The following is a 22,725-nucleotide window of genomic DNA, read 5'->3' on the forward strand; positions in this document are numbered from 1 at the left end:
TCCCTTCTATAAATGCGCACCCGGTTGAGATCAGGGGTGGGGAGGCGGCCGGGAGGATGGCGCAGGCAGGCCCGGCGCCGGTGCGGGGGGCCTTGAAGAGTACCGGCAACAGCCCGGGGCGACAGGATGAGGTGTTTCCCCCGGAGAACCGGATGGGAGGCGTGTTTGGGGCTTACAGCAGCGGCATGACGATCATCGTCAACAGTTCGCTCTCCGGGAACTCGGGCCCGTTGTAATAGTATTCGTAGACGGTGCCGGCAGGTTTAAGCCCGTTCTTCTCTATCCAGTTTGCCATTTCGTCGTATGTCGGTGCCATATCCCGATATGCGCCGCGATATATGCAGAAGACGACGTTACCTCCCGGGATAGAGCCCGATCGAATGTCTCCCCTCTCCGGCAGGACCTTCGATACGGGAAAGCCTATCTCTACATCGAGATCCTGCATGTCCATGTTGTGATATGCCACATACGGGACGTCCGAGAGGAGCTCTCCGAGTTCCTTCAGATAGTCAGCCATTCTGCAGTAACTTTCACCAATCAGCATGGGTAGATCTTCGACCTTTGCTCTGGTTCGGATCGATAAGGTGGGCTGCTCTCTTCTCCGTAACATCTCGATGTTCGATACTCTCGGCATCCTGTTCCTCCTGTTCGGTATGTGATAGCGTTCGCGACAGCGCCTTTCGTTCCCTATAGGCGGTCCGGGCTCTGTCTTATCAGTCGATGATTCCATCCCGCTCTTCAAATACTTTCTGCCGGCGGGCCGCTTCCCGCCCCCCCCGCAGATAAGATTCATATCATGCACCGCCAACCCACCATCGATCACCATGCCTTACTCGGTCGTGACGGGGGATCTCTTCTCGGCCCACGACGCGCCCGGCCACCCCGAGTCGCAGGCACGCCTGGATGCCGCCCTCGCGGGGGTGCCGGCCGATGCCCGCTACATCGGCCCGGAGCAGGCGACGGTCGACGACCTGGCGCTGGTGCACACAGAGCGGCATATTGATCGAATCCGTTCGTTCTGCCGTGAGTGTCCGCCCGGCCGCGCCCGCTACCTCGATCCTGACACCTACGTCACGGCCGGTTCGTTCGACGCCGCCCTGTACGCCGCGGGGGCCGCATGGCAGGCGGTGGAGCGGGCTCTCGACGGCGAGCACTGTTTCGCTCTCGTCCGCCCGCCGGGGCACCATGCCGAACCCGATTGCGCGATGGGGTTCTGCCTCTTCAACAACGTCGCCGTGGCAACGGCGAAGGCGCTCCGCAAAGTCGACCGGGTGGCGATCGTGGACTGGGACCTGCACCACGGGAACGGCACAGAGAAGGCGTTCTACACCTCGGACCGGGTGCTCTATTGTTCGGTTCACCAGGCGGGGATCTTCCCCGGAACCGGGTGGCCGGAAGAGCGGGGAGCCGGTCCGGGTGCGGGGCATACCGTCAACGTGCCTCTCGTATCGGGTTCGACCGGCGTCGACTACGCGCTCGTCTTTGGCGAGGTATTCGTCCCGATGCTCCGGTGGTTCGAACCGGACGTCGTGGTGGTCTCGGCAGGTCAGGACGCGCTCTTCGATGACCCGCTCGGCTCGATCCGTCTTTTGCCCGAAGATTTCGGAGCACTGGCCGGGATGCTCGTGGACGCGACCCCTGCGCCACTTGCCCTCGTGCTCGAAGGAGGTTACGGCCGGTCGCATGCAGGGGCGATCGGGGCGATCGTTGCCGCCCTCGACGGGGCCCGTTTCAACCCCGCAGGCGGCGGGGCGAAGGCGAGCACCCGGCACCTCGTGGAGGCGTATGCCGGCTCCCGGCACGCCGTCCCTCCCTGACGGGATCAGATTCATCTTCTCCCGGGTCGACCGGATGGCGGTGAACTGACTGCATGCCTGACCGAACCCTGATACTCGCGGGTGCCCTCCTCCTCGCCCTTGCCGCTGCCCCGGCGGCCTCCGCCGTCGCCGTATACCCGGGCAGCGAGGTGACGCTCACGGGTACGAGCACGGGGAGCGATACCGTCTACCTCTTCGTGACCGGCCCGAACCTTCCTGTGAACGGCGGACGGCTTGACGATCCGCATACGCCCGTCCGTTCGGGGGACGGGGGGAGTTTCACGGCTGTGACGGTCGATGCCGGCGGCCGCTGGACCTACCGGTGGAGGACGGGCGAGGCCGGGCTCGATCCCGGAACATACACCGTCTACGCCGTGGAAGCGCCCGTCGATCGCCGGAATCTCTCCGGTCACGGATACACGACCATCCCCGTCACCCTCGGGTCCCCGCCGGGAACCGCGGCTACGGGAACCACCGTGCCTGCCTTATCGCCCGTAGAGACTGCGACGCCGACGGCTACGATGCCGACGGCCGCGCCCACCCCAACGCCGACGACAGCATCGTCGCCCCTCGCCGCCCTCATGGCGGCCGGTGCGGTGGTTGCTGCGGCGATCCTGCTCTTGCAGCGGTGACCGTACCGCGCCGGGAGTTCCCGCTCCCGGAAAATATATATTCACGAATGTACTATTTTGTACAATGATGTGTAATGCAGCCAAGGGGTTCCCGGCCGCGCCGATGCCCGTGCCGCTGCATGCACCCGGTCAGATCGCCCGTCGAACCTGTAAGAAACCGATACCATGAAATCAAGAGATATTGCAATTGTCGGCATACTCCTTGCCATAGGGGCCATCATCAGGTACATGTCCCTCCTGATCCCCGGCCCCATCGTATCGAACCTCGTGATCGCCTTCTACAGCCTCGCCATCATCCTCATCGTGCCCACGTTCCGTGAGGCGCTCGGGATCGGCGTCGTTGCGGGCGTCGTCTGTGCACTTCTCAGCCATTCGATCTTCCCGCCCGCAAACCTCGTCAGCGAACCCATCGGTGCGGTCGTCTGTCTCGGGGTCTACCTGGTGCTGAGAGACCGGTTCGTCCTCGCCCCGGCGGTGACGACGCTTCTCGCCACGTTCGCGAGCGGGTTCTCGTTCATCCTCATCTCCATCCTTGCCGTGGCTCCGACGGTTCTTGACAAGTTCGGAACCCTCGAGGCGTTCCTCGCGGTCACCGTACCGATCGTCCTGATCACGGCGGGGGTCAACGCCGCCGTCGCGCAGGCGCTCGAGATTCCGGCATCGCGGGCACTGATGCGGGGAGCCCGAGAGAAGGCTCCGGGACGGGATCCGAGGCCGGTCGATGAGTCCTGAGACCGGGGGGGAGATCGCCCTTTCCCTTCGGGGTGTCTCCTACACCTACCCCGGTTCGGAAACGCCGGCGCTTGACAAGATCAGCCTCGAAATAGCGAGAGGAGAGATTGTCTTCGTCACCGGTCCTACCGGGGCGGGCAAGACGACGCTCTGCCTTGCGGCGTCCGGTATCCTCCACCACGAGTACGGCGGCACGCTCGATGGCGCGATCACCATCCTCGGCAGAAACGTCCGGGACTACCGGAACATGGGCGAGATCGGGCGGCACGTCGGGGTGGTCTTCGACGACGCCGATGCCCAGCTCATCTTCACGACCGTCGAGGAGGAGGTTGCGTCCGGCCTCGAGAATCTCGGCATCTCCCGGGAGGAGATGTACCGGAGGCTCCGCGAGGTGATGGAGGCGACCGGGATCGCCGATCTCGCGGACCGTGCCCCGCATACCCTCTCCGGGGGGCAGAAGCAGCGGGTCGCCATCGCCGCCACCATCGCTCTCGGCACGAAGATCCTGATCCTCGACGAACCCACCGCCGAACTGGACACGGAGGCGACCGCCGCGGTATCCGCTCTCCTCCGGAGGCTCTCCGGCGAGGGCACCGCCGTGCTCATCGTCGAGCAGAAGATCGGCGACCTCGCCGCCATCGCGGACAGAATGGTCGTCGTCGAGGACGGAGCGATCGCAAAGGTCGGGTCTCCCGCGGAGATGATGCAGGAGTCCGTCCAGGAGCAGCCTGCAGGCGGAGAAGCACGCCTCCCCGCACCGGCGGCCTCCCCTGGAGTCCCCGTCATATCCGTCCGGGGGCTCGTCCACCGCTACGACGGTGTCACGGCCATACGGGGCCTCGACCTCGAGGTCGCTTCCGGAGAGATCGTGGCCGTGGCCGGGGAAAACGGGTCCGGGAAGACGACGCTCGTCAAGCACTTCAACGGGCTGCTCCGCCCGACCGAAGGCAGCGTCACCGTCGATGGGCTCGACGCCGCGACCGTTCCGATAGCGGAACTCGCGCGCCATGTGGGCCTCGTCTTCCAGAACCCGGATACCATGCTCTTTGCAGAGACCGTGGCGGATGAGGTGGCGTTCGGTCTCAAGAACATCGACCCCGGCGCTTCGGAAGAGCCGGTCGACGCGGCTCTTCGCGAGGTAGGCCTCCTCCACCGGAAGACGGCCTACCCGCGTTCGCTCTCGCGGGGCGAGCGGCAGCGTCTGGCCATCGCCTGCGTCATCGCCATGAAACCGAAGGTCATCGTGCTCGACGAGCCCACGACCGGGCTTGATGCCCGCGAGTCGGGGAGGGTCATGGAGATCCTCGGCCGCCTGCGGCAGGACGGCCACACGATCGTCATGGTGACGCACGATATGCGTCTTGGAGAGGAGTATGCGGATCGTATCGTCAGGATGGAGCTGGGAAGAATCATCCACGACAGCGGAATTCACGAGGAGGAACCATGTCCGAAATTATGCAGTACGTCACCCGGGAGAGCGCCTTTCACCGCCTCCACCCGCTCACCAAACTGATCTTTGCGGCCGTCGTCGTGGCCCTTGCGGTGCTGACGAGCGATACCGTGATGCTCACGGTTCTTGCCGGGGTGGTCGTGGCCATAGCGATCGTGAGCGGGCTCGCCCGCGATCTCCTCCGCCAGGTTCCGCTGCTGCTCTCGCTCGCGGCGAGCCTGCTTGCCCTTACCGTTCTCACCATCAGGAGCGGGGAGATCGTCTGTTACCTGGTGCCGCAGTCGGTCCCGGTCATCGGCGGGGCGCTTCCTGTCACGGCGGGGGCGATCGACCTTGCGCTCGCGATGTCGCTTCGGTTCGCTGCGATGCTCTTTGCGTTCCAGCTCCTGGTCATATCGACCCAGCCGCGCGACCTCGTCCACGTCATGGACCGCCTCAGGATGCCGGTCGACTACACCCTCATGTTCCTGATCGCGCTCCGGTTCATCCCGAGCCTGCAGCTCGAGGGGAAGCGGATTCACGAGGCGCAGCTTGCCCGCGCCTATAACCCGGGGAACGGCCTTGCCGGAAAGATACGAGGGCTCTTCCCCATCATCATCCCCCTGGTCTCGAACTCGCTCGGGAAAGCCACGATCCTCGGGCTGACCATCGATCTGCGTGGATACCGTTCCGGCAGGCGGACGCCGATGCGCGACCTCTCTCCGGGCCGGGCCGATGTCGCCGGGATCTGCTGCATGGGTCTTCTGGTCGCCGGGTATTTGGCCGTGCTGGTTGTATAATCCGCCATCAATCCTTTTCCCTTCCTTTGCGGCGGTTCTTTAGGGCCGAAGCTTGAGCCCCGAAAACGCGGAGTGGACGAATTTAACGGAACTGTAGCGCCTCTTTTTTGCACAAACCCGCGTTTACTTTTGAATCTCCCGTGTATCCCGGTGCAGCATAACCCGGATTTGGCAAAGGTTATAGGCGCCGGAATGAACGAAGTACTGCTATGCGCGACGGTGCACCTCCGACGGCGTTCGAGTTCTACATCGGCGGGAGCGCCGGGCCGTCCCTCTACGTCAGGCTCGCGGACGGCCGGCTCCTCTACGAGTGGGCGAGTGCCGGCGGCTACTCCGGGGTGGTGACGGAGGCGTCGCCGACACCGGAGGAATGGGCACGGTTCCGGGAGATCGCCGATCGGCTCGGTGTCCGGGAGTGGGAGCCGGAGTACGTCTCCGCCCACTCCTGCTGCGACGTCACTTACTGGCACCTGCGGATGGATATGGACGGACGGAAGATCGTCGTCCGGGGTGCAAACGCCTACCCGGGCTCACCCGGCCCGGAGGTCTCGAAGCAGTTCCGGGAGTTTCTCGCGGCGGTGAAGCGCCTGATCGGGCGCGAGCCGTGATCGTTCAGAGAGAGACCCCTCTCAGGTGTTCGAGGCTTCGTTCGTAGTCCTGAAACGAGTTCGGCTCGACGACCATCGTGGCGTCCGGTGGAAGATGCGCCATCACGCGGCGAAAATCAATACTCCCGTTGCCGCAGGGCAGGTGATCGTCCCGGCTGCCGTGGTTGTCGTGCAGGTGGACGTGGATTGCTCCTTCCCGCTCCAGGAACGCCTCCAGGTTGCCGTTTGCGTGGGCATGCCCCACGTCGAGGGCGAAGCCGAGGTCCCGGGCGGCAAGGCGGTCGAGGAACTCCGGCGACCTGAAGAAGCAGATCTCCCACGCCCCCATATTCTCGACGGCGAACCGGACGTTCACCTCCTGCTGAACGGCGGCAAGGTCGTCGAGCGACCGGTCGAGAGCCGCCTGCGCGGCGCTCCGCATCTCTGCTCCCCAGACGTGCCCCGGGTGGACGACCAGCCGTTCGGCGCCGATCCGGTCGCAGACTTCGGCAAGGTCCTCGATAACCCCGAAGGCCGCTCTCCGGAGGCGCTCGTTCTCGGACGCGATGTTGATATCGGCGACCGGTGCGTGGACGGTGTAGCGGAGATCGAACGAGTGGCAGACCTCTTCGAACCGGAAGAGATTGTGGGGGCCGTCGGAGAGGATCTCCGCACGGCCCATACGGCCGGAGATGAGGCCGAGCGCCTCCCAATGCGTCCGGTCCATCAGGCAGCAGGTGGAGCAGCCGATATCGTTCACGTTCCGGCCTACCTCTTCCGCAGAAGCAGAACGGCTGCGGATAATGCGCAGATGAGCGGGATCGCGCCGAATCCCGGTGATTGAACCGTCCCGGTTGCCTTCGGCGTGCCCGGCCCGGCGGTGTCCGGATGGAGGTAGCCCGCCACTTCTTCCAGCGCATCCACGATCCGCGGGCTTCCGCGGCTGACGACGTCAGCGTCGATGACGTAAACGCGGTCGTTCCTGACCGCGTCGAGCCTCTGCAGGCGGGACTCGTTTATGATGTAGTTGTAGATGGCATCGTATCCGTCCCGGTCCATGCCGCTGCCCGAACTGACCAGGATGTAGTCGGGATTCGTGGTGATGAACTCCTCGAGGCTGATGATGCTCCAGCCGTCGACCGAGCCGAACGCGTTGGTCCCGCCGGCCAGCGTGATCACCTCGTTCTGGAACGTTCCCCGGCCGCTGACCCAGAGCGGGTCGTGCCAGATGACGTGGGCAACGGACGGCTGTTCGACCCGGCTCTCGGCCGCCTTTTCGGCAACAACTTCTATGCGCGCCTGGAGTTCTTCGATGAGCGCCGAAGCCTGTTCTTCCTGCCCGGTCGCCCTTCCGGCGAGTTCGATGTCGTGCAGGACACCGTCGATCGTCTGCGGGTCGAGGATGACCACGGTCATCCCGAGCGATCGCAGGCGGTCGATGACTTCTTCGGTGTTGGCGGGCGCGGCGAAGATCAGATCGGGTTCTGCAGCGATCACCTTCTCGATGTTGACGGTGCTGAAACCGCCTACCCTGGGCTTGTCGGCTGTTGCCGGCGGGTAGTCGCAGCGTTCGGTGACGGCGACGATGCGGTCCTCGAGCCCGAGGGCATACAGGATCTCGGTATTGGAAGGCGCGAGCGAGACGATTTTCTGCGGTATTCCCTGTATGACGACGGTCTTTCCGGAGTCGTCGGCCACCGCCACGGATCGTTCACCGCCGTCCGCCGTTGCGAGCGGTTCTTCGGGAGGCACGGGTGACGCACCGGCCGTTCCGGCGAGCAGGAGCAGAACGACGAGCGATGCAACAGAGAGTATCAGGCGCGTGGTTTGCATTACTATAGTACACTTGCGTTGGGGTAATAATAATTTACAAACCGGAATCCCGCTATGGCGTTGAAGTGTTTGCCGCCCGCAGGTTTCCTCTTCCCGGAACGATTCGGCGCATACCGGCGGGTTCGATGCCCGGGGTTCAATCGCGTTCGGAGCCGTCTCGCGAGAGGCGGGCAAGAAGTTCCTCCGCCCCCTCGACCCGGAGCGCCCCGCGCGCCTCCAGGTTCGCGAGCACCGTACCTGCTTCGCCCCCGGTGTAGTCTTCCATACGGGTGCTCCGGTCTCTTGCGTAGAAGAGTACGGGCGTTGCCGGATACTCGAGCAGCACCCGGAGATTGTCGAGGTTCCCCCTGCCTATCGGCATTGCCGTAACGATGACGGCGTCTGCGCTGTCCAGGCACTTCCTGAGGCCCGAGAGCGATTCCGGGGTGATGCCGTGAAACGGGGGCTCTACGACACAGGGAAGGCCGAGGTGCATGGCCGTCCCGTAGTCCGTGTCGAGGACGTTCAAGACGCCGCAGGTGACCGTGAAACCGGCAGCATGGAGAAGGTGGAGGATATCGGAGCCCGTTCCCCCGCCGCAGACGACGTGCACCCGCCGGTTCTCCCCCGCACTCGACTGGTGCATGTATACCGGCAGGACGTACGGTTTTCCCGTAAGCGGGTGCGGTTTGACGAGCATTTCCATCCCGAAGATCTCGCGGATGTTCTCACGGGTCAGGACCGCCGCGGGCGTTCCTGCGGCGTAGACCTTCCGGTCTTTGAGGAGCAGGAGCCGGTCGCAGTAGTATGCGGCCAGGTTCAGGTCGTGAAAGACGCTTACGACCGTGATCTCGCCCGCGAGATCCCTGATGATGTTGAGGATCTCGACCTGGTGGCTGACGTCGAGGTTCGAGGTTGCTTCATCGAGCAGCAGGATCTTCGGTTCCTGCGCGAGCGCCCGTGCTATGAGCACGCGCTGGCGTTCCCCGCCGCTGATCTCGTGCACCGACGCCCCGGCGAGGTGTGCGACGTTTGCTAGAAGCATGGCATGGTCGCAGATCTCCACGTCCCGGGCCGTCTCGGAGGCGAACCGTCCGATGTAGGGGTGCCTTCCCATCATGACGACGTCGCGCACCGTATAGTCGAAGCCGATCGAGATATCCTGCGGAACGACCGCGACCCGGCGCGCGAGTTCGCGGTGCCCGAGCGAGTCCAGATCCCGGTCGTCAAGCCGGATCTCTCCGTTATCCCGGGCGACGACCCTGCTCATCGCTCTCAGGAGCGTCGTCTTTCCCGATCCGTTCGGCCCGACGATACCGAGGATCTCGCCTGCGTCCGCGTGGAACGTGATTGCTTCGAGGATCTTCTTTGCGCCGTAGGAGACGTCGATATCGATGATTTCAATCGGTTTCATGCTTTCATCCGGCTCCGGAGGAGGTATATGAAGAACGGTGCGCCGAAGCAGGCGGTCAGGATGCCGACCGGCATGTCGCTCGTGAAAGTTCGCGTGAGCGCGTCCGCCCATACGAGGAGGATGGCACCTGCAAGCGCGGCCGCGGGAAAGAGGAAACGGTGGTCGGGGCCGACGATCAGCCGCATCACGTGCGGGGTGATCAGGCCGATGAACCCGATTGACCCGGCCACTGCAACGGCTATTCCCGTCACGAACGCGCTCAGTGCGAGGAGGATCTGTTTCGCCCGCTCGACGTTCACCCCGAGGTGGGTTGCGTCCTCTTCGTTCAGGGCGAGGATATTGAGGTCGCGTGCGAAGAGGTAGATTCCTGCGCCCCCGATCAGGATGAGAAGAGCGACGATGACGTCGTTCCATGATATGTTCCAGAATCCGCCCATCAGCCAGAACATGATCTGGTGCAGGCTCCGCCCTGCGGTGTACATGAGGAAGGAGAGGAGTGCCGACAGAAGCGTCGCGAGGGCGACACCGGAGAGCAGGAGCGTCTCGACCGGGATCTTGCCCCCTCTGCGGGCGATGAAGTAGACGGTAAACGTTGCGATCATCGCCCCGGCGAATGCAAGCACGGTGCGTCCGGTACCGGCAAAGAGGACGATTGCGAGCGTAGCCCCGAGCGCTCCGCCCGACGACGTGCCGATGATGTAGGGGTCGGCCATGGGGTTTCGGAACAGCGCCTGCATGGCCGTGCCTGCCACGGCAAGCCCGCACCCGACCAGCGCCGCGGTGATCACCCTCGGCAGCCGGATCTCCCAGAGGATCATCCACGCGTTATCCGAGGTGAAGAGCGATCCAAAGGAGATCACGCTCGGTCCGAGAGCGACCGCAGCGGCCATGCTGACGAGAAGCGCGCAAATGAGCGTCAGGATGATGATCGGTGCTGTTCTCCGCATATGTGCTCATAAAATTAAGTTACATTTATTAAAATTCATTTGGATTTATTGCGCCGGTTCCCGCCCCCTGACCGGGTGTTTGCGTGCAGGATTGCGGTGATGCGCGGATATAGTCTCCCCCAGGCAGCACCAGTGTTTCGCTAAAATGTTTTAGACAGCCCTCCAGGTGTTCAAAACATTGACTCCCGTCGCAACCTGACGGTTGCTCAAACTCCGGGTGTTCAGCCCATCGCACCCTTCAGTTCTTCTCATGCTCCGACCCGGTGCGCTTCGCGGCTTCGCGTTCTTCGCGTGAAATCTCGGCACTACGCCTACCGTCACCTCACGCGAAGGCGCAAAGGGCGCGAAGGGCGATGGATGATACCCGGAGTTTGAGCACCGGAGGTGCGGACATTGCTCGATCTCGGATGTCAAAAAGAGTGGAGTACTGAGCATGGAGCAAACCTCATACCCCTGCATAACCAAGAGATCAGGCATATGGGCAATCTGAATGTTGCCGTGCTGGGACCCGCCGGTTACGCAAAAGACCTCGGGAAGAAGGGCACGGAATCCGATATAACCTTCTATAACCTGAAGAAAGGCGAGGACACCGTCACTATCGTCGAGCCCACCCGGTATCCCGAACGGCTGGCACCGCTCTTCTACGCCGCATCGATGGCGGATGCGGCTCTCGTCGTGGTGAGCGAGATCACGCCGATGCTCGGGGAGTGGGTGCTGATGCTCAATGAGGCGGTGGTGGAGCGGGGCTACGTCGTCCTCCAGAACTACCTGACCCCGGAAGACGTCGCGCCGCTCCTGCGCGGGACGGTGCTCGAACACTACGAGTTCGTGGACGAAGATCCGATCGCCCTGCGCGATCTCCTGCTCGGCGCGGCGCATGCCCGCTCCTCCATCGCGCCCGCCGCCGGTGCCGTGGGGACCATCCCCATCGATCACCATTTCAACGTCCGCGGCATCGGGACGGTCATCCTCGGCGGCGTGGTGCGGGGCGGTATCAGGAAACACGATACCCTGAAGGTCTATCCGGGGGAGCAGGCAATCACGGTGCGGTCGATCCAGAAGCACGACGACGACTTCGATTGGGCAGCGGAAGGCGACCGCGTGGGGCTCGCGCTCAAGAACATCGAGTCCGACGATCTCGACCGCGGCTTCGTCCTCTCCGACGACCCCGCGATCCGGACCGGGATGACGATCGAGGCACGGGCGACCCTGGTCAAATACTGGCCGGCGCCGCTCACGGCGGGAACGGTGCTCCACCTCGGCCACTGGATGCAGTTCATCCCGGCGCGGGTGGAGGCGGTGCGGGACGACGGGGACTGGCGACAGCCGACGCTCACGCTTGCGCTTGAGCGGGATCTCGTCTACCTCCCGGGGGATGCGGCGGTTCTCCACTATCTCGAGGGCGGGAAACTCCGGATCGCCGGACATATCGAGCTGGTGTGAGTGGTCAGGACGGGTAGTTCCCCACCTTGCGGATAGCATACTCTTCTTTTTTCAGGCGTTTCGGCTGACGGCGTTCGTGGCCTGCGGCCTCGAAAAACGGAACTTACCTGATTTCCGATGCCTTTACGCGCTCATCGGTCAGGAGACCTGAAGATTCACGCCGGAAGGATGCTTCGCTCCGGAAGATCGGGGCGAAAATAACCGGGTAGCAAAAAAGTAGGGTTTAGATGAGCCTGAAGAACGGGTGGGTGTCCACCTGGGGCTCGATGCCGAGGTCGCGCACTGCTTCCAGCACGACGATGTCGGTGTAAGCCTGCGCGGTGATCATCGCTTCCACGTTCTCGATCGGGCCGTACATGATAAGGTCGGCACCGAGGGTGCTTGCAATCATGTTGCAGCCGATATCGGGTGCAGACCAGGCCGCCTGGCGCATACCGTCCGTGCCGCCGAGGTAGTGGTGGGTGAGCTGCTCGACGAGCCCTTCCTTGCCCTCGAGACCGGCAAGCTGCTGCGAGGGAACCTTCTTCGATCCCTTCCAGCGCTTCAGCCAGGTCCAGGAGACGGTCATGTTGTGGTAGGCACCGCCGGTGGGCAGACCGTGGATCGCCTTGCAGGCGAGGATCTCACGGTAGGAGCCGCCGGAGCCGAGACCGAGTGGGGTTGCCGCGGTGTCGAGGATCGGGCGGGTGATTCCGCACTTCTCCGCGATCTCAAGCATACCCATCTCCTGTCCGGCGACGCCGCCCTCGACCAGAACCTTCTCACGGCCGGAGACCGACGGGTCGCCGGGGTTGAAGGCGAGGACGATGGCTGCGTTCACGTCGCTCTTTGCGAGCGCCTCGATGTTCTCGGGCAGGATCGAACCGTTGATCGAGTTGTAGATCGCACGGTCGGCGACGCCTGCCTGGGTGACGTACTCGCACGCGTGGGCGAGCGCCGTGGGTGCCGATGAGTCCATCAGGAACGCGGTCTTGTCATCGATGCTGCAGAACCAGTCGATGTAACTGTCGAAGGCCTCGCCGTATTCCGCGATCATCTGGATGAAGTGCGGGATGCCCGTAATATCCGAGAGTTCCTGGCAGCGGTTCCAGAGCGCCTCTGCCTTTGCCTTGTCAATCTTTCCGGTGTGGTCATCCAGTACAACTTCGTGCTTGTTGTAGAAGATGGATGCACCGAGCACGGTCGGGTATTCTCCAGGCTGCCCGCCGATCTTGGTACCGTTGAAGTCGTGTACCGTCTGCTCTTTTTCGAATTTGAACATATTCGTCAATCCTCCTTACAGATACCCAATCAATTTGGGCAGTAATACCAACAACATCATGAATACAATCAAACCTGCGACCAGTCCGTACAGGATGCCGATATCGCGCCCGATCTTTCTTCCGACGCGCTGGGCGATCTCGGCATCGACGAACTCGATCCTCTCCTCGATGGCGTTGAGCCTCTCCTCGATCTCAAGGAACTGCGGGTTTGCGCCTGCAACGGCAACTTCCGCCGCACCGCCTCCTGCTTCCTTGACCTCGACGACCATGGGTTCCGCGCCGAAGGCGCCGGGGTCTCTGGCCTTGAGCTCGTCGATCTTGGCCTTGATGGCACCCATGTCCTCGCTTTCCATGATGTTGACCATCTCGACCTGTTCCTGGAAGCGCTTGATCGCTTCGTCGGAGAGGTTCTCGATGAACGGGATGGCTCCCTGGGCGCCGACAATCTTTCCGCCGGAGACTCCGCCTTCGTGCAGGGCAATGAAGCTCTGCCCGGACAGGTGTCCCTTGACCTCCGTACCGCAGCAGAGGATGAACCTGATGTTGGGGTTGGAGATGACGTTCGCGATGATCTTCTCAAGGCCGAGGTTCTCGGTCTTGCAGGACCCGGCGATTGCCGCTCCGGCATCGCAGATGCCCTGCTCGTCGAGGTGGGATCCCATGGTGACGACGCCGACGCAGCTCTGTGCATCTCCTGTATGGAAGTCGCCCTGGACGATCGGCCATCCGCTGGCCGGTGATTTCTTCTCAACCATGTTAGATCGCCCCCAGCATCAGTGCCGGAATCACAATCAGAAGCACGGCTACGATGAGCCCGATCGCGAATCCGAGGATCCCCATGCCCATGATGCCCGACTCGAGTTTGGTCGTGCGGGCAAGGATCTGCGCCTTGTACCGGATGGAGTCCATCATGTTGTTGATTGCCGTCATCCGGATGGGGCCTGCCTGTGTAACTTCTTCTGCCATTTATCTCACCCCAGCAAGATGAACCCCAGAATCACGAACGAGACGATCAGGCCGATCATGAGGCCCTCGATCTTGCCCGCGTAGACGCCGGCGGCAAATTTGTTGCGATAGCCTATGTCGGTGACCATCCGCTCGATGACTTTCATCCGTGCGTGTACCAGTGCCAGTTCGCCGGAGAGCGGCTGTACCTCGCCGGTCGCTTCCTCCGCGCCGGCACCGCCTGCTTCCTTGACCTCGACAATCATGGGTTCCGCGCCGAAGGCACCGGGGTCTCTGGCCTTGAGCTCGTCGATCTTGGCCTTGATGGCGCCCATGTCTTCGCTTTCCATGATGTTGACCATCTCGACCTGTTCCTGGAAGCGCTTGATCGCTTCGTCGGAGAGGTTCTCGATGAACGGGATGGCTCCCTGGGCGCCGACAATCTTTCCGCCGGAGACTCCGCCTTCATGCAGGGCTATGAAGCTCTGCCCGGACAGGTGTCCCTTGACCTCCGTACCGCAGCAGAGGATGAACCTGATGTTGGGGTTGGAGATGACGTTCGCGATGATCTTCTCAAGGCCGAGGTTCTCGGTCTTGCAGGACCCGGCGATTGCCGCTCCGGCATCGCAGATGCCCTGCTCGTCGAGGTGGGATCCCATGGTGACGACGCCGACGCAGCTCTGTGCATCTCCTGTATGGAAGTCGCCCTGAACGATCGGCCATCCGCTGGCCGGTGATTTCTTTTCAACCATGTTCTTCTTCACCTCACAGCAGTCCTAATACGACGACACCGGCAACCAGAAGGCCGATTGCCATGCCGTACCAGAATGCGGTCACGCCTCCGGCGACGTTGAGAACACCTTCCCTGTTCGGGAACGATGCCAGGAAGTTGCCCTCTCCGGAGAGCATGCCGACCAGGTCGTCGGTAATCTTCTCAAGTTCCGTCACCTGCTCGAGCACGGGGGTGTACGAGACACCGGCGGTGGTGACAACGCCGACCATCGGGTCGACGACCAGACCGAACTCGGGCAGTACCTGAACGTACGCCATTTAGGCACCTCCTTTGGGCTCCATAATGGGCTGAGCGTCGAGCCATGCGTAGGCGTCACGCTTCGAGAGCGCGATGTACTTCCTGTAGGTGTAGAACCACCCGATGATGGAGACCACCAGTGCGACGAGAGCGGCATACATGCCGATGAACGCGAACGAGATGATCGCGACGGTGATCATGCTCAGGAATCCGCACTCCGCGGCGAGCGTGAGTGTCCGGTCCTGCTGCTCTCCCGGCCCGAGACAGGCGTTGAAGGAGTGCTGGATGGCGATAGCGCCGAGCATGAAGATCACGGCGATGATGCTGCCGCCGATGACCGATGTCTCGTAGGTCTGTATGGTGAACCCGAGGATGGATACCGTGCCGGTGATCATGCCGAGGAACTCGAACGTTCCGCAGGCCATGGCCGCGAGGCCGAGCACCGTCATTGCACCGACGATGGCAAGCTCGATCAGCGAGATGACCATGACCGGGATGTCCATCCTGACCACGGCGTTTGCCATCAGTCCGGCGACCGCGCCGATGATTGCTGCGATGATGACCGTCACGATGGGTGCGAGCACACCGGTCGTGGCTCCGAAGAGCGCGGCGATGACGCCGGACCCGAGGGCGATCATACCCGCAGACGGGACACCGGTACCGAGACCGTAACTGCAGAGATGCTTGATCGTGTCGGTACCCCAGATGAGCGCGGCGACGGCGGCAAGCCCGCCGAAGAACGCGAAGTACTGGGTCTGGAAGTACGTGTTCAGGTATGTCAGGTAAATCAGGACGAGCGATCCGACAAGACCGTAGATCAGGACCTGGTTGTGCGGGATGCCGCCTGCGCCGACTTCAACTTTCACTGACATTTAGAATACCCCCACCAGTTCGAGGAGCGCGATCGCAAAGATGCCTGCAACGGCGGATGCCACGGCGGCTGCGATGATCGCTCTCGGGAACCGCTTGAACTTGGGGTCGTGCGGCCCTTCGATGGTACCGGTGATGTTGTATGCCGCAAGCACGGCGTTGATCAGGAACATGGCGACCGCGAAGATGCCGGCAAGCGAGATTGCGACGGGCGCGATCTGCTCGACCGTGGCGTTCAGCAGTACGGGAAGCTGTGCCTGGTAGATGTCGAGGAGCTCGAGGTAGATGAGCGTGCCCCCAAGACCTCCGAGTGCGCCGCCGACGACGCCGCCGATCCAGGAGATGAACGGGAGGCCGTGCCCCTCGGTACCCTGGCTCTTGTACTCGGGGAAGGTGTCGCCCGTGATCGGGTCCTTGTCGACCTTACCGGATGCTGCCGGGATACCCATGCCGAAGATGTAGATGACGTTGACCATCGTACAGGTGATCGCCATCAGGAGACCGCCGCCGACCGCACCGCCCGCGAGGGCGACAGCGAGTCCGAACGGAGCGGCCCATGCGCCGCCGAAGAGTCCGGCAAGGCCGGCACCGGCCGCGAGCATCGCGACACCGGTCGCGATACCGGGCGACTGCCCCATTGCAGCGGGAGCACCGCCGACCGGGACGAAGTGGACGCCGAATGCGACCAGGACACCGCCGATGATGATGCCGACGAGGGCAATCACTCCGGCCATCTGTACGAGGTAGTAGGCGAGTCCGAGCGCAACGATGATAAGAACGATGCTGATGACGATACCTATTGCCGTCGGGGACTGGACGCCTCCCGTCTGTTTAGGCCCACCGAGTGCGCTCATGACGATGCCTCCTCAGGGGTCGTGTACGGGCCGAAGTTCTTCCTTGCCCAGACCTCGATGTAGCGGTCGATGATGGCAAAGATCAGGATAACGACGACACCGACGATGATCGGTCCCCAGATGTTGAGTTCTTCGAAGACCACGGTACGCCAGAGTTCGAAGAAGACGATCAGGCCAAAACAGATACCCGACGCGGGGCCGCCGAGTTTGGCGCTGAAGAAACCGTTGTCGAGCGAGTTCCGCTGGCCGGCCTCGGCGTAGCGGACGATGTTTCCGGACGCAGAGATCGGAACGCCTGCTCCGAATTTCTGCTCCTGGTACTGCCGCTCCTTTCCGTAGAACGGGTTACCGGTTGCAGACCCGGCCGCACCGAGTGCGATACCCCAGACGAGCCCGAGAAGCGGGAGCGGGAAGGGGTGGCCGAGCGCGCTGATCATCAGGTGACACATCGCGACGGTGGTGAAGATTGCTACGAACGCGTGTGCCATGGTCACGGTCGTCATCGATTTCAGGATATCGATATAGACCGGCTGTCCGAACTTGGCGAGACTTGCAGTACGGCCGAGGTATGCGGTAGTCGCATACACGCCCTGCACGAAGACCGCGAGAGCGCTCCCGAGCACGATTGCAAGTATCGGGTTTATCTGCATCGCCATGAATGCCCAAGCAAGGCCTGCACCCAGAGCAACCCATAGGCCGTACGCGGGAGGTTCACCGGCAACTGCCTTGTTGAAGATGCGGTGAATATATCCCATCTGCGGAGCCAGCTGAACCTGCGAGTTCGGGTCACCCTGTGATCCGATATCAGATTCAGTGTCTTCCGCAGCGCCGGCGACGGTTGCAAGAGCACCTGCCAATGCGGTAATGCCGATGCCAAATACGATCTCTTCCATTCAGCATCCTCCTCCGGTGCTCATGGCACCGGAGTATGAGTTCAAAACCTTTTTGGTTCATTTAACAGTTGTTTATGACTTAATTAAAGGTTTCGAAAAGTTGCGCCGATATCGCAACGAAACGTAAAAAATAGGCCGGAATGTCTTTTTTAGGCATGTTGGGTTACGCTAGGGAAAAAAAAGTTGATCTGGGTTTACCGGGCCGGAATGATGAGCGAACGCTCGCCGGCGGGCATGAATTCGCGGATGGCACCCTTCGCGAACTCGCGACGGGGCTCGGCGAAGTCGAACTTCAGCGCGGGGTCGGCGAAGCAGATCTTCACCCGCGGGTCGAAGCACCACGCGTCGCCGCGGCCGTAGTGGGCACCGCCGGTGATCGCGGCGTACTCGCCCTGGTGGCCGACGTTCATCGCGTAGTTCGGGTAGTTCGGGCCACGGACCTCGCCGATCGCGCCCTCGTCTCCACGGATGGAGAGGGAGTTCGCGGAACCGCACTGGTCCTGGAGGTCGTAGCCGAAGAAGCCGAGACGCGACCATCCGTCCTTGTGCAGGAGCATGCAGAGGTACCAGGCGTTCAGGCCGGCGTTGGAGTTTCCGGTTGCGATCGAGGCGGAGAGACCGGACGCAGCGGCAAGGACACCGGCACGCTGGGAACCGCCGAAGTGGTCCTCCATCATGGTCGGGTACTGCTCGTACTGCTCCATGCCGTTCAGGGCGACCTCGGTCGAGATGTCGTTGACGATGTCGTAGGTCGGCTTGACCTTGTCGTCTGCGCTCGGGTTCTTCCAGTCGACCTTGTACTTGTCCTTGATGTAGTCCATACCGTAGTAGGTGAACTCATCGAGGATGTTGTCGGTGTAGGCCGCGGTTGCGTACTGCGTGAATCCGACACCGCCGGACATGTAGGAGCCGAGCCAGATCTGGTCGAACAGCATGGTTCCGGCACCGACGACCTCAAGGGAGGCCTTTGCGGGGTCGTTCGGGTACTTCCGGTTCGCCTGGATGATGTCGCTGAAGAGACCGAATCCGATACCGCCGGGCTCGTTCGGGCCACGGGCACGCCGGGCGGGCAGGTGGGACGCCATCTGGATGACGCCTGCGTGCTTCGCGGCGTAGGAGAGGTCGGCGACGGCCGCTTCACCGGCGCACATACGGTAGGCACCGATGAAGGACATACCGATCTGCATCGCAGACCACCGGGAGGTCGTTCCACCGTCGCAGGTCCGGGAGACCGTGGTCGGGATGTGGATCGCCTGCCAGAGGGACTTCCCTACGGCTGCGGAGAGCGCTTCGGCCTGCTTTCCGGGGAAGAGCTTCTCGACATCGAGGACGAACTGCGGCTCGAGGTCGTCGGCGAGTTCCTGGTCGCCGGTGAAGACCTTGACGTAACAGTCGTCGACGAGGCCGGGGTGAGTCTCGACCATGTGCTCCTGAACGACGGCCGCACCGGGCATCGCGTGGTTCAGCACGTGGAGGTACTCGTTGATCGTCTCGGGGGTGACTTCCTTGCCGAGACGCTTCTGCAGCGTCTGGTGGGCGAGGTCCATGTTGACGATGACGGTCCTCCTGATATCGTCCCACATCTGCTGCATCGCAGCGTTGTTGACGAAGTGCAGGTCGTCACCCTCCACGAAGACGCCGGTGCCGGAGACCTCGTAGGTCATCAGCTGGCGCTGGCCGAGCGGGATACCGCCCAGGTGGCAGCGTACGGGGTCGTACATGGAGATGCCGCGGTCCATCTCGACGGCACGGCTGGCCTTCACGAACTCCTCCTTGCGGGGAGACTGGTGGTAGCCGTTGAACTTGTAGAACTCGGTCGTCTCGGACTGGACGTCCTGGCCCTGGAACTTCTCCTTGAGGGATTTCAGGAAGAGCTTCTGGGTTCTCTCAATCTTTGCCATTGGAATCAGGCCTCCTTCGGTAGGAACCCGTATTTTGTTCGCAGCGTGTGGATGCGCTGGACGTACTCGACATATTCCTTGTCGTCACGGTATGCAGTGCCGCCGAGCGAGTGGAAGATCGTCGTGTGCGCCTTGAGCCACTTCTCGTCGAGCGGCTTGCCGACGGCAACCGCACGGTCGAGGGGCTCGCCGATCTGGTTCTTGACGTAGCGGACGATGCCGTCCTCGCCAAGGACGCTCCTCTGGAGCATGTCGAACATCATGCCGTTCTCGGCAAGACGGAGCGAGTGGCCGTGCACGGTCGCGCCGCGGATGCCGGTGCGGGCCGGGTCGAGGAGTTCGGTCTCGATGAGTTCCTTGGAGTACTTCTCCAGGTCACGCTCGCGGCACTCGACGATCTGACGGCCGGAGAGCGTACCGGGGTCGATACCGCGGAAGCGGTAGCACTCGGTGTAGGTCCTCTGGTAGGGCTGGCAGGGGGCGAAGAACATCGAGTCCGCAAACTGGATGTAGCGGACACGGTCGCCGGCCTTGGCACCCTCCGTCGGGGTTACGATCTTCCTGATGGGGCAGTCGGGCTCCTGCTGCTCGGCGAGCGGCGGGTGGGCCGTCGGATAGGCGGCTCCCGGCGCCCTGTGGCCGAGGATAAGCACGATGTCCTCATCGGTTACGTCACGCATTTTCTCAAGCTTCTGGTTGGGGTCCATCTGCTTGCGCCGGTTTGCGGCGACGTTGGATGTACCCGGTCCGTATTGGGGCTTGTATGCCATGTTTTCTTTCACCTCATTCATGTTGGGCTTTTTAGCACTTTCATAACGGCACGAATGACCTCTGCCAATTTTTCCCTGCCCGGTGTCTGACCCCTTGTTACGCCGCTGACGATATCCATCACGATGCCTTTCGTCTTCGTCCGGTCGGGCGGCGGCATAACCGCCGCGGTCCTGATTCCCTCTTTTGCGAGATCCTCGAAGTCGATCGGGACCTGGGATACGACGATGGCCTTGATGTTCGCATGCTCAAGGATGAACCGGACTTTCTGCACCACATGGGAGCGGACGTTCCCGTGATGCAGGATGGCTACCTTGTGCTGCTCGATCTGGGCGATCTCTTTCTCCGTCAGTCCGAAATAGGCTCCGAGAACGTGACCCGCGACGGGCGAATCCGCCGGAACCCCGCTTCCTGCGTTGAGGACGAGCGTGGTCACGGAGAACTCCGCCCCCTCCCTCCGGAGACCGGAGGTGATGTCGCAGACCGGTTTCGTCACGTGCCTGCGGCCGGGGGACATTCCAATCACGATCACATCCGGGGACCTGGTCTCGGAGATGGTGCCCCGCTGGGCGAGACCGCCTCCTTTTCCCATCCCCATGCTCTCGCGGCAATCGACAACCTGGGTTACTCTTCCGATTGGCATCTCACTTGTTTCCCTGAATGATAACGGGACCGCCTTTCTTCCTGGGATCGACGAGCCCGAGAATTTCTCTGTCGGCGTCAGGTCCGTATTTCGCGTAGTCGGACACCGTCGGGGTGGTCTTCATGAACCGCCCCTTCTGGACGGTGCAGGAGAAGTCCTTATCGGCAAAGACTTCGTCGACCGCTTCCTCGATGGCCGGGATGTACGACTCGTCCTCGAGTTCCAGGATTACGGTTCCGACCTGTACCTGGAGCTGGACGTCCTGGTCTCCGACACGGATGACCTTGCGGTCCGGGTGGGGGTTGGGTTTCCCCCGTGCCGGGCCGTAGGGAACGGTGGCGGGAAGATTCTGTCCGGTAAGAGACATCCGGAGAATCCCGCCGATCCGAACAAGCCTGTTCAGAAGTTGTTCCACCGTATCGGGTCTGAGGAATCGCGCAGAAACGATTCGAACCTGAGGGTATATGGCTTCGGTCATTGGTATCCTTGTGTTATTACACACCCTTTGCGATCTGCTGTATCGGCTTGTTGAAGACGTCAACCTGGCCGAAGGTGTCGCCGTAGACCTTGGAGGTGCTCTCCGGCGAGAACATCTGTGTTCCGGCATCGAGTGCCGCTGCGGCGACCACACACGGGATAGCCACGCCTGCGGCGTGCCTGGTCACGACGTGGTTGCCGTTGAAGATACCGGGGCCGCCGCCACCGTAGATCGAGTGGCTGAAGAACGAGAACCCGACGGCGGTACCCATGACACGGCCGTAGTCACAGCCGGGGAGGCCGGTCTCGTGTTCGAGCAGGTCGTTGAAGTACAGGAGCGTCGAGGAGACTGCCTGGGCGAACCGTCCGGCACCGCAGTTGACCATGGTGGCTGCCATGGTTCCCGCAGCGGCGTAGGCGTTCCAGAGCATCGGGTCCTTCGTGTCGTAGAACTGGAAGTACCCACCCTTCTTGCCCGGCGTGATGACCTTGTCTTCGATGGCGCGCTCGACCAGGCTCTGGACGACGGTACCGATGGTCCCTGTCGCGCCGTTCTTCTTGACGAGGTCATAAACCAGGTTGTTCGCGTTCAGGCCCTGGTAAGCGTAAGTAAGCAGCTGGGCACGCTCGAACGGTCCGATGGCGTTACCCATCTCAAACATTCCTGCCTGTTCGAAGGTGGACGAGAGTGCGGCGCCCTGCATCGCGTTCTTGCCGGTGATCATCACGGCGTGGTTGACCGGGATGTTCCGGAGCGCGTAGCCGAGACCTTCGTTGTTCTGGGGGATCGACAGAATGGACGTGACGTTGGCACCGGTAAGGTCCATCGTGTGCGGGTAGGAACCCCAGACTGCCGCCTTGACCATCGCTGCGTCGAACGCTCCGATGTCGAACTGCTCGACGATCGAGAAGGTGGCAGCGGATGCGACTGCGGTGATCGCGGCGTCGTAGGTGGATGCGGCCTCGAGACGGGTCTTCGGGACCTCGACGAGGATGAGCTTGCCGCCGCCGAACTCGCGGATGTTGGTGTCGTCACCCTCCTCGACCTGGACCATCTCCTTGATCTTTCCGATGATGGCATCCTTGTTGCCGATGATGTCGAGGTTCATCTCACGCCCGAGGACATATCCCTTGGCTACCTTTCCGGTCTTCAGGCCTTCCTGAATCCCGCCCAGGTTGACTGCAATCGTCCTCTTGGTGAGGTCGATGAGTTTCCTGGTCGCCGGGTTGACCAGCGGGCTGATCTTCTCAAGCGGCACACCACTCTTCAACTGCTTGCCTGCATCATCGTACAGGTCAATAGTTTCCTTGTATTTTGCCATAATTTTCCTCCATTACCCTCTTTAAGTGCATACAATCCGGGCATGTGAAATGAACACTAAAAGCATCGCTGACTGTGTCTGATGGTGACTACTGCACGTCCTCGTGGGACAAAATGATAGTAACCTTCTCTGATGATATAAGCATTG

25 protein-coding genes are annotated in these 22,725 nt (G+C 62.1%); 7 read left to right on the forward strand and 18 right to left on the reverse strand.

All coding sequences use genetic code 11. The features are described 5' to 3' along the window. Positions 1–172: 172 nt before the first annotated feature. Complete coding sequence (locus SZ63_RS01995; protein ID WP_241481220.1) at positions 173–826, reverse strand: GyrI-like domain-containing protein; 654 nt, start codon at positions 824–826, stop codon at positions 173–175. Between SZ63_RS01995 and SZ63_RS02000 the strand changes: the two genes are divergently transcribed. The 6 genes from SZ63_RS02000 to SZ63_RS02025 all read left to right on the forward strand — a co-directional run bounded on the left by SZ63_RS02000 (position 825) and on the right by SZ63_RS02025 (position 6,018). Continuing rightward, positions 825–1,817 (forward strand): histone deacetylase family protein, encoded by a 993-nt coding sequence (locus tag SZ63_RS02000; RefSeq protein WP_048180260.1) that lies wholly within the window; start codon positions 825–827, stop codon positions 1,815–1,817. The two genes, SZ63_RS01995 and SZ63_RS02000, sit on opposite strands and share 2 nt — an antisense overlap. A gap of 53 nt (positions 1,818–1,870) precedes the next feature. Further along, entirely contained in the window at positions 1,871–2,449 is a 579-nt protein-coding gene (locus SZ63_RS02005) for a hypothetical protein (protein WP_048180263.1), read from the forward strand. Positions 2,450–2,614: 165 nt separating this feature from the next. Next, the gene (locus SZ63_RS02010) at positions 2,615–3,181 is read left to right on the forward strand and encodes a hypothetical protein (RefSeq protein WP_048180266.1); all 567 of its coding nucleotides are present in this window, start codon (positions 2,615–2,617) and stop codon (positions 3,179–3,181) included. Continuing rightward, positions 3,171–4,694, forward strand: a complete 1,524-nt coding sequence (locus SZ63_RS02015; RefSeq protein ID WP_048180268.1) for an ABC transporter ATP-binding protein — start codon at positions 3,171–3,173, stop codon at positions 4,692–4,694. Before SZ63_RS02010 ends, SZ63_RS02015 begins: the two co-directional genes overlap by 11 nt. After that, entirely contained in the window at positions 4,625–5,410 is a 786-nt protein-coding gene (locus SZ63_RS02020) for an energy-coupling factor transporter transmembrane component T family protein (protein WP_048180271.1), read from the forward strand. The genes SZ63_RS02015 and SZ63_RS02020 overlap by 70 nt, the downstream gene beginning before the upstream one ends. A gap of 209 nt (positions 5,411–5,619) precedes the next feature. Beyond that, positions 5,620–6,018 carry a hypothetical protein gene (locus tag SZ63_RS02025; protein WP_048180274.1) on the forward strand — a complete coding sequence of 133 codons (399 nt, stop codon included), beginning with the start codon at positions 5,620–5,622 and terminating at the stop codon, positions 6,016–6,018. A 4-nt stretch (positions 6,019–6,022) separates the two neighbouring features. On the opposite strand, the gene SZ63_RS02030 is transcribed toward SZ63_RS02025, so the two are convergent. The 4 genes from SZ63_RS02030 to SZ63_RS02045 all read right to left on the reverse strand — a co-directional run bounded on the left by SZ63_RS02030 (position 6,023) and on the right by SZ63_RS02045 (position 10,170). Then, entirely contained in the window at positions 6,023–6,757 is a 735-nt protein-coding gene (locus SZ63_RS02030; protein ID WP_052959030.1) for a sugar phosphate isomerase/epimerase family protein, read from the reverse strand. 8 nt (positions 6,758–6,765) lie between these two features. Beyond that, positions 6,766–7,830, reverse strand: coding sequence for an ABC transporter substrate-binding protein (locus SZ63_RS02035; protein ID WP_048180277.1), 1,065 nt, complete (start codon positions 7,828–7,830; stop codon positions 6,766–6,768). Between the two features lie 136 nt (positions 7,831–7,966). Continuing rightward, complete coding sequence (locus SZ63_RS02040; RefSeq protein ID WP_048180279.1) at positions 7,967–9,223, reverse strand: ABC transporter ATP-binding protein; 1,257 nt, start codon at positions 9,221–9,223, stop codon at positions 7,967–7,969. After that, the gene (locus SZ63_RS02045) at positions 9,220–10,170 is read right to left on the reverse strand and encodes a FecCD family ABC transporter permease (RefSeq protein WP_048180282.1); all 951 of its coding nucleotides are present in this window, start codon (positions 10,168–10,170) and stop codon (positions 9,220–9,222) included. The genes SZ63_RS02040 and SZ63_RS02045 overlap by 4 nt, the downstream gene beginning before the upstream one ends. 477 nt (positions 10,171–10,647) lie before the next feature. On the opposite strand from SZ63_RS02045, the gene SZ63_RS02050 reads away from it, so the two are divergent. Next, positions 10,648–11,613, forward strand: coding sequence for an EF-Tu/IF-2/RF-3 family GTPase (locus SZ63_RS02050; RefSeq protein WP_048180284.1), 966 nt, complete (start codon positions 10,648–10,650; stop codon positions 11,611–11,613). 223 nt (positions 11,614–11,836) lie between these two features. Here the strand turns inward: SZ63_RS02050 and mtrH are convergent, their stop codons facing one another. The 13 genes from mtrH to mcrB all read right to left on the reverse strand — a co-directional run bounded on the left by mtrH (position 11,837) and on the right by mcrB (position 22,578). Then, positions 11,837–12,874 carry a tetrahydromethanopterin S-methyltransferase subunit H gene (gene mtrH / locus SZ63_RS02055; RefSeq protein WP_048180287.1) on the reverse strand — a complete coding sequence of 346 codons (1,038 nt, stop codon included), beginning with the start codon at positions 12,872–12,874 and terminating at the stop codon, positions 11,837–11,839. Between the two features lie 15 nt (positions 12,875–12,889). Next, on the reverse strand, positions 12,890–13,630 hold the full coding sequence (gene mtrA / locus SZ63_RS02060) for a tetrahydromethanopterin S-methyltransferase subunit A (RefSeq protein WP_048180290.1): 741 nt from the start codon (positions 13,628–13,630) through the stop codon (positions 12,890–12,892). 1 nt (position 13,631) lies between these two features. Continuing rightward, a complete protein-coding gene (locus tag SZ63_RS02065) occupies positions 13,632–13,841 on the reverse strand; it encodes a tetrahydromethanopterin S-methyltransferase subunit F (protein WP_048180294.1) in 210 nt (69 codons plus the stop codon). 5 nt (positions 13,842–13,846) lie between these two features. Next, positions 13,847–14,572, reverse strand: coding sequence for a tetrahydromethanopterin S-methyltransferase subunit A (mtrA, locus tag SZ63_RS02070; protein WP_048180814.1), 726 nt, complete (start codon positions 14,570–14,572; stop codon positions 13,847–13,849). A gap of 13 nt (positions 14,573–14,585) precedes the next feature. Next, positions 14,586–14,870: a tetrahydromethanopterin S-methyltransferase subunit MtrB gene (gene mtrB, locus SZ63_RS02075; RefSeq protein ID WP_048180297.1), complete on the reverse strand. Its 285-nt coding sequence runs from the start codon at positions 14,868–14,870 to the stop codon at positions 14,586–14,588. Then, positions 14,871–15,722 carry a tetrahydromethanopterin S-methyltransferase subunit MtrC gene (gene mtrC, locus SZ63_RS02080; protein ID WP_048180300.1) on the reverse strand — a complete coding sequence of 284 codons (852 nt, stop codon included), beginning with the start codon at positions 15,720–15,722 and terminating at the stop codon, positions 14,871–14,873. Continuing rightward, the gene (mtrD, locus tag SZ63_RS02085; RefSeq protein ID WP_048180303.1) at positions 15,723–16,574 is read right to left on the reverse strand and encodes a tetrahydromethanopterin S-methyltransferase subunit D; all 852 of its coding nucleotides are present in this window, start codon (positions 16,572–16,574) and stop codon (positions 15,723–15,725) included. Further along, positions 16,571–17,467, reverse strand: coding sequence for a tetrahydromethanopterin S-methyltransferase subunit E (gene mtrE / locus SZ63_RS02090; RefSeq protein WP_048180306.1), 897 nt, complete (start codon positions 17,465–17,467; stop codon positions 16,571–16,573). Before mtrE ends, mtrD begins: the two co-directional genes overlap by 4 nt. 194 nt (positions 17,468–17,661) lie before the next feature. Continuing rightward, positions 17,662–19,368, reverse strand: coding sequence for a coenzyme-B sulfoethylthiotransferase subunit alpha (mcrA, locus tag SZ63_RS02095; RefSeq protein WP_048180309.1), 1,707 nt, complete (start codon positions 19,366–19,368; stop codon positions 17,662–17,664). A 5-nt stretch (positions 19,369–19,373) separates the two neighbouring features. Beyond that, a complete protein-coding gene (mcrG, locus tag SZ63_RS02100; protein WP_048180817.1) occupies positions 19,374–20,138 on the reverse strand; it encodes a coenzyme-B sulfoethylthiotransferase subunit gamma in 765 nt (254 codons plus the stop codon). Between the two features lie 17 nt (positions 20,139–20,155). Further along, positions 20,156–20,779: a methyl-coenzyme M reductase I operon protein C gene (gene mcrC / locus SZ63_RS02105; RefSeq protein WP_048180312.1), complete on the reverse strand. Its 624-nt coding sequence runs from the start codon at positions 20,777–20,779 to the stop codon at positions 20,156–20,158. A 1-nt stretch (position 20,780) separates the two neighbouring features. Beyond that, positions 20,781–21,257 (reverse strand): methyl-coenzyme M reductase operon protein D, encoded by a 477-nt coding sequence (gene mcrD, locus SZ63_RS02110; protein ID WP_048180313.1) that lies wholly within the window; start codon positions 21,255–21,257, stop codon positions 20,781–20,783. A gap of 16 nt (positions 21,258–21,273) precedes the next feature. Then, entirely contained in the window at positions 21,274–22,578 is a 1,305-nt protein-coding gene (mcrB, locus tag SZ63_RS02115) for a coenzyme-B sulfoethylthiotransferase subunit beta (RefSeq protein ID WP_048180315.1), read from the reverse strand. Positions 22,579–22,725: the final 147 nt, after the last annotated feature.

Source organism: Methanoculleus sediminis (genome assembly GCF_001017125.1).
GTDB classification, from domain to species: Archaea; Halobacteriota; Methanomicrobia; order Methanomicrobiales; family Methanoculleaceae; genus Methanoculleus; species Methanoculleus sediminis.

Bases quoted from the DNA above. Each gene is read 5' to 3' on its own strand.
- SZ63_RS02050 (WP_048180284.1), top strand. From the start codon at position 10,648: ATGGGCAATCTGAATGTTGCCGTGCTGGGACCCGCCGGTTACGCAAAA.
- SZ63_RS02045 (WP_048180282.1), bottom strand. From the start codon at position 10,170: ATGCGGAGAACAGCACCGATCATCATCCTGACGCTCATTTGCGCGCTT.
- SZ63_RS02005 (WP_048180263.1), top strand. From the start codon at position 1,871: ATGCCTGACCGAACCCTGATACTCGCGGGTGCCCTCCTCCTCGCCCTT.
- SZ63_RS02035 (WP_048180277.1), bottom strand. From the start codon at position 7,830: ATGCAAACCACGCGCCTGATACTCTCTGTTGCATCGCTCGTCGTTCTG.
- mtrE (WP_048180306.1), bottom strand. From the start codon at position 17,467: ATGGAAGAGATCGTATTTGGCATCGGCATTACCGCATTGGCAGGTGCT.
- mtrH (WP_048180287.1), bottom strand. From the start codon at position 12,874: ATGTTCAAATTCGAAAAAGAGCAGACGGTACACGACTTCAACGGTACC.
- mtrA (WP_048180814.1), bottom strand. From the start codon at position 14,572: ATGGTTGAAAAGAAATCACCGGCCAGCGGATGGCCGATCGTTCAGGGC.
- SZ63_RS02065 (WP_048180294.1), bottom strand. From the start codon at position 13,841: ATGGCAGAAGAAGTTACACAGGCAGGCCCCATCCGGATGACGGCAATC.
- SZ63_RS02040 (WP_048180279.1), bottom strand. From the start codon at position 9,223: ATGAAACCGATTGAAATCATCGATATCGACGTCTCCTACGGCGCAAAG.
- SZ63_RS02010 (WP_048180266.1), top strand. From the start codon at position 2,615: ATGAAATCAAGAGATATTGCAATTGTCGGCATACTCCTTGCCATAGGG.
- mcrA (WP_048180309.1), bottom strand. From the start codon at position 19,368: ATGGCAAAGATTGAGAGAACCCAGAAGCTCTTCCTGAAATCCCTCAAG.
- mtrB (WP_048180297.1), bottom strand. From the start codon at position 14,870: ATGGCGTACGTTCAGGTACTGCCCGAGTTCGGTCTGGTCGTCGACCCG.
- SZ63_RS02020 (WP_048180271.1), top strand. From the start codon at position 4,625: ATGTCCGAAATTATGCAGTACGTCACCCGGGAGAGCGCCTTTCACCGC.
- mtrD (WP_048180303.1), bottom strand. From the start codon at position 16,574: ATGAGCGCACTCGGTGGGCCTAAACAGACGGGAGGCGTCCAGTCCCCG.
- SZ63_RS02025 (WP_048180274.1), top strand. From the start codon at position 5,620: ATGCGCGACGGTGCACCTCCGACGGCGTTCGAGTTCTACATCGGCGGG.
- SZ63_RS01995 (WP_241481220.1), bottom strand. From the start codon at position 826: ATGGTGATCGATGGTGGGTTGGCGGTGCATGATATGAATCTTATCTGC.
- mcrB (WP_048180315.1), bottom strand. From the start codon at position 22,578: ATGGCAAAATACAAGGAAACTATTGACCTGTACGATGATGCAGGCAAG.
- mcrD (WP_048180313.1), bottom strand. From the start codon at position 21,257: ATGACCGAAGCCATATACCCTCAGGTTCGAATCGTTTCTGCGCGATTC.
- mcrC (WP_048180312.1), bottom strand. From the start codon at position 20,779: ATGCCAATCGGAAGAGTAACCCAGGTTGTCGATTGCCGCGAGAGCATG.
- SZ63_RS02015 (WP_048180268.1), top strand. From the start codon at position 3,171: ATGAGTCCTGAGACCGGGGGGGAGATCGCCCTTTCCCTTCGGGGTGTC.
- SZ63_RS02000 (WP_048180260.1), top strand. From the start codon at position 825: ATGCCTTACTCGGTCGTGACGGGGGATCTCTTCTCGGCCCACGACGCG.
- mcrG (WP_048180817.1), bottom strand. From the start codon at position 20,138: ATGGCATACAAGCCCCAATACGGACCGGGTACATCCAACGTCGCCGCA.
- mtrC (WP_048180300.1), bottom strand. From the start codon at position 15,722: ATGTCAGTGAAAGTTGAAGTCGGCGCAGGCGGCATCCCGCACAACCAG.
- mtrA (WP_048180290.1), bottom strand. From the start codon at position 13,630: ATGGTTGAGAAGAAATCACCGGCCAGCGGATGGCCGATCGTCCAGGGC.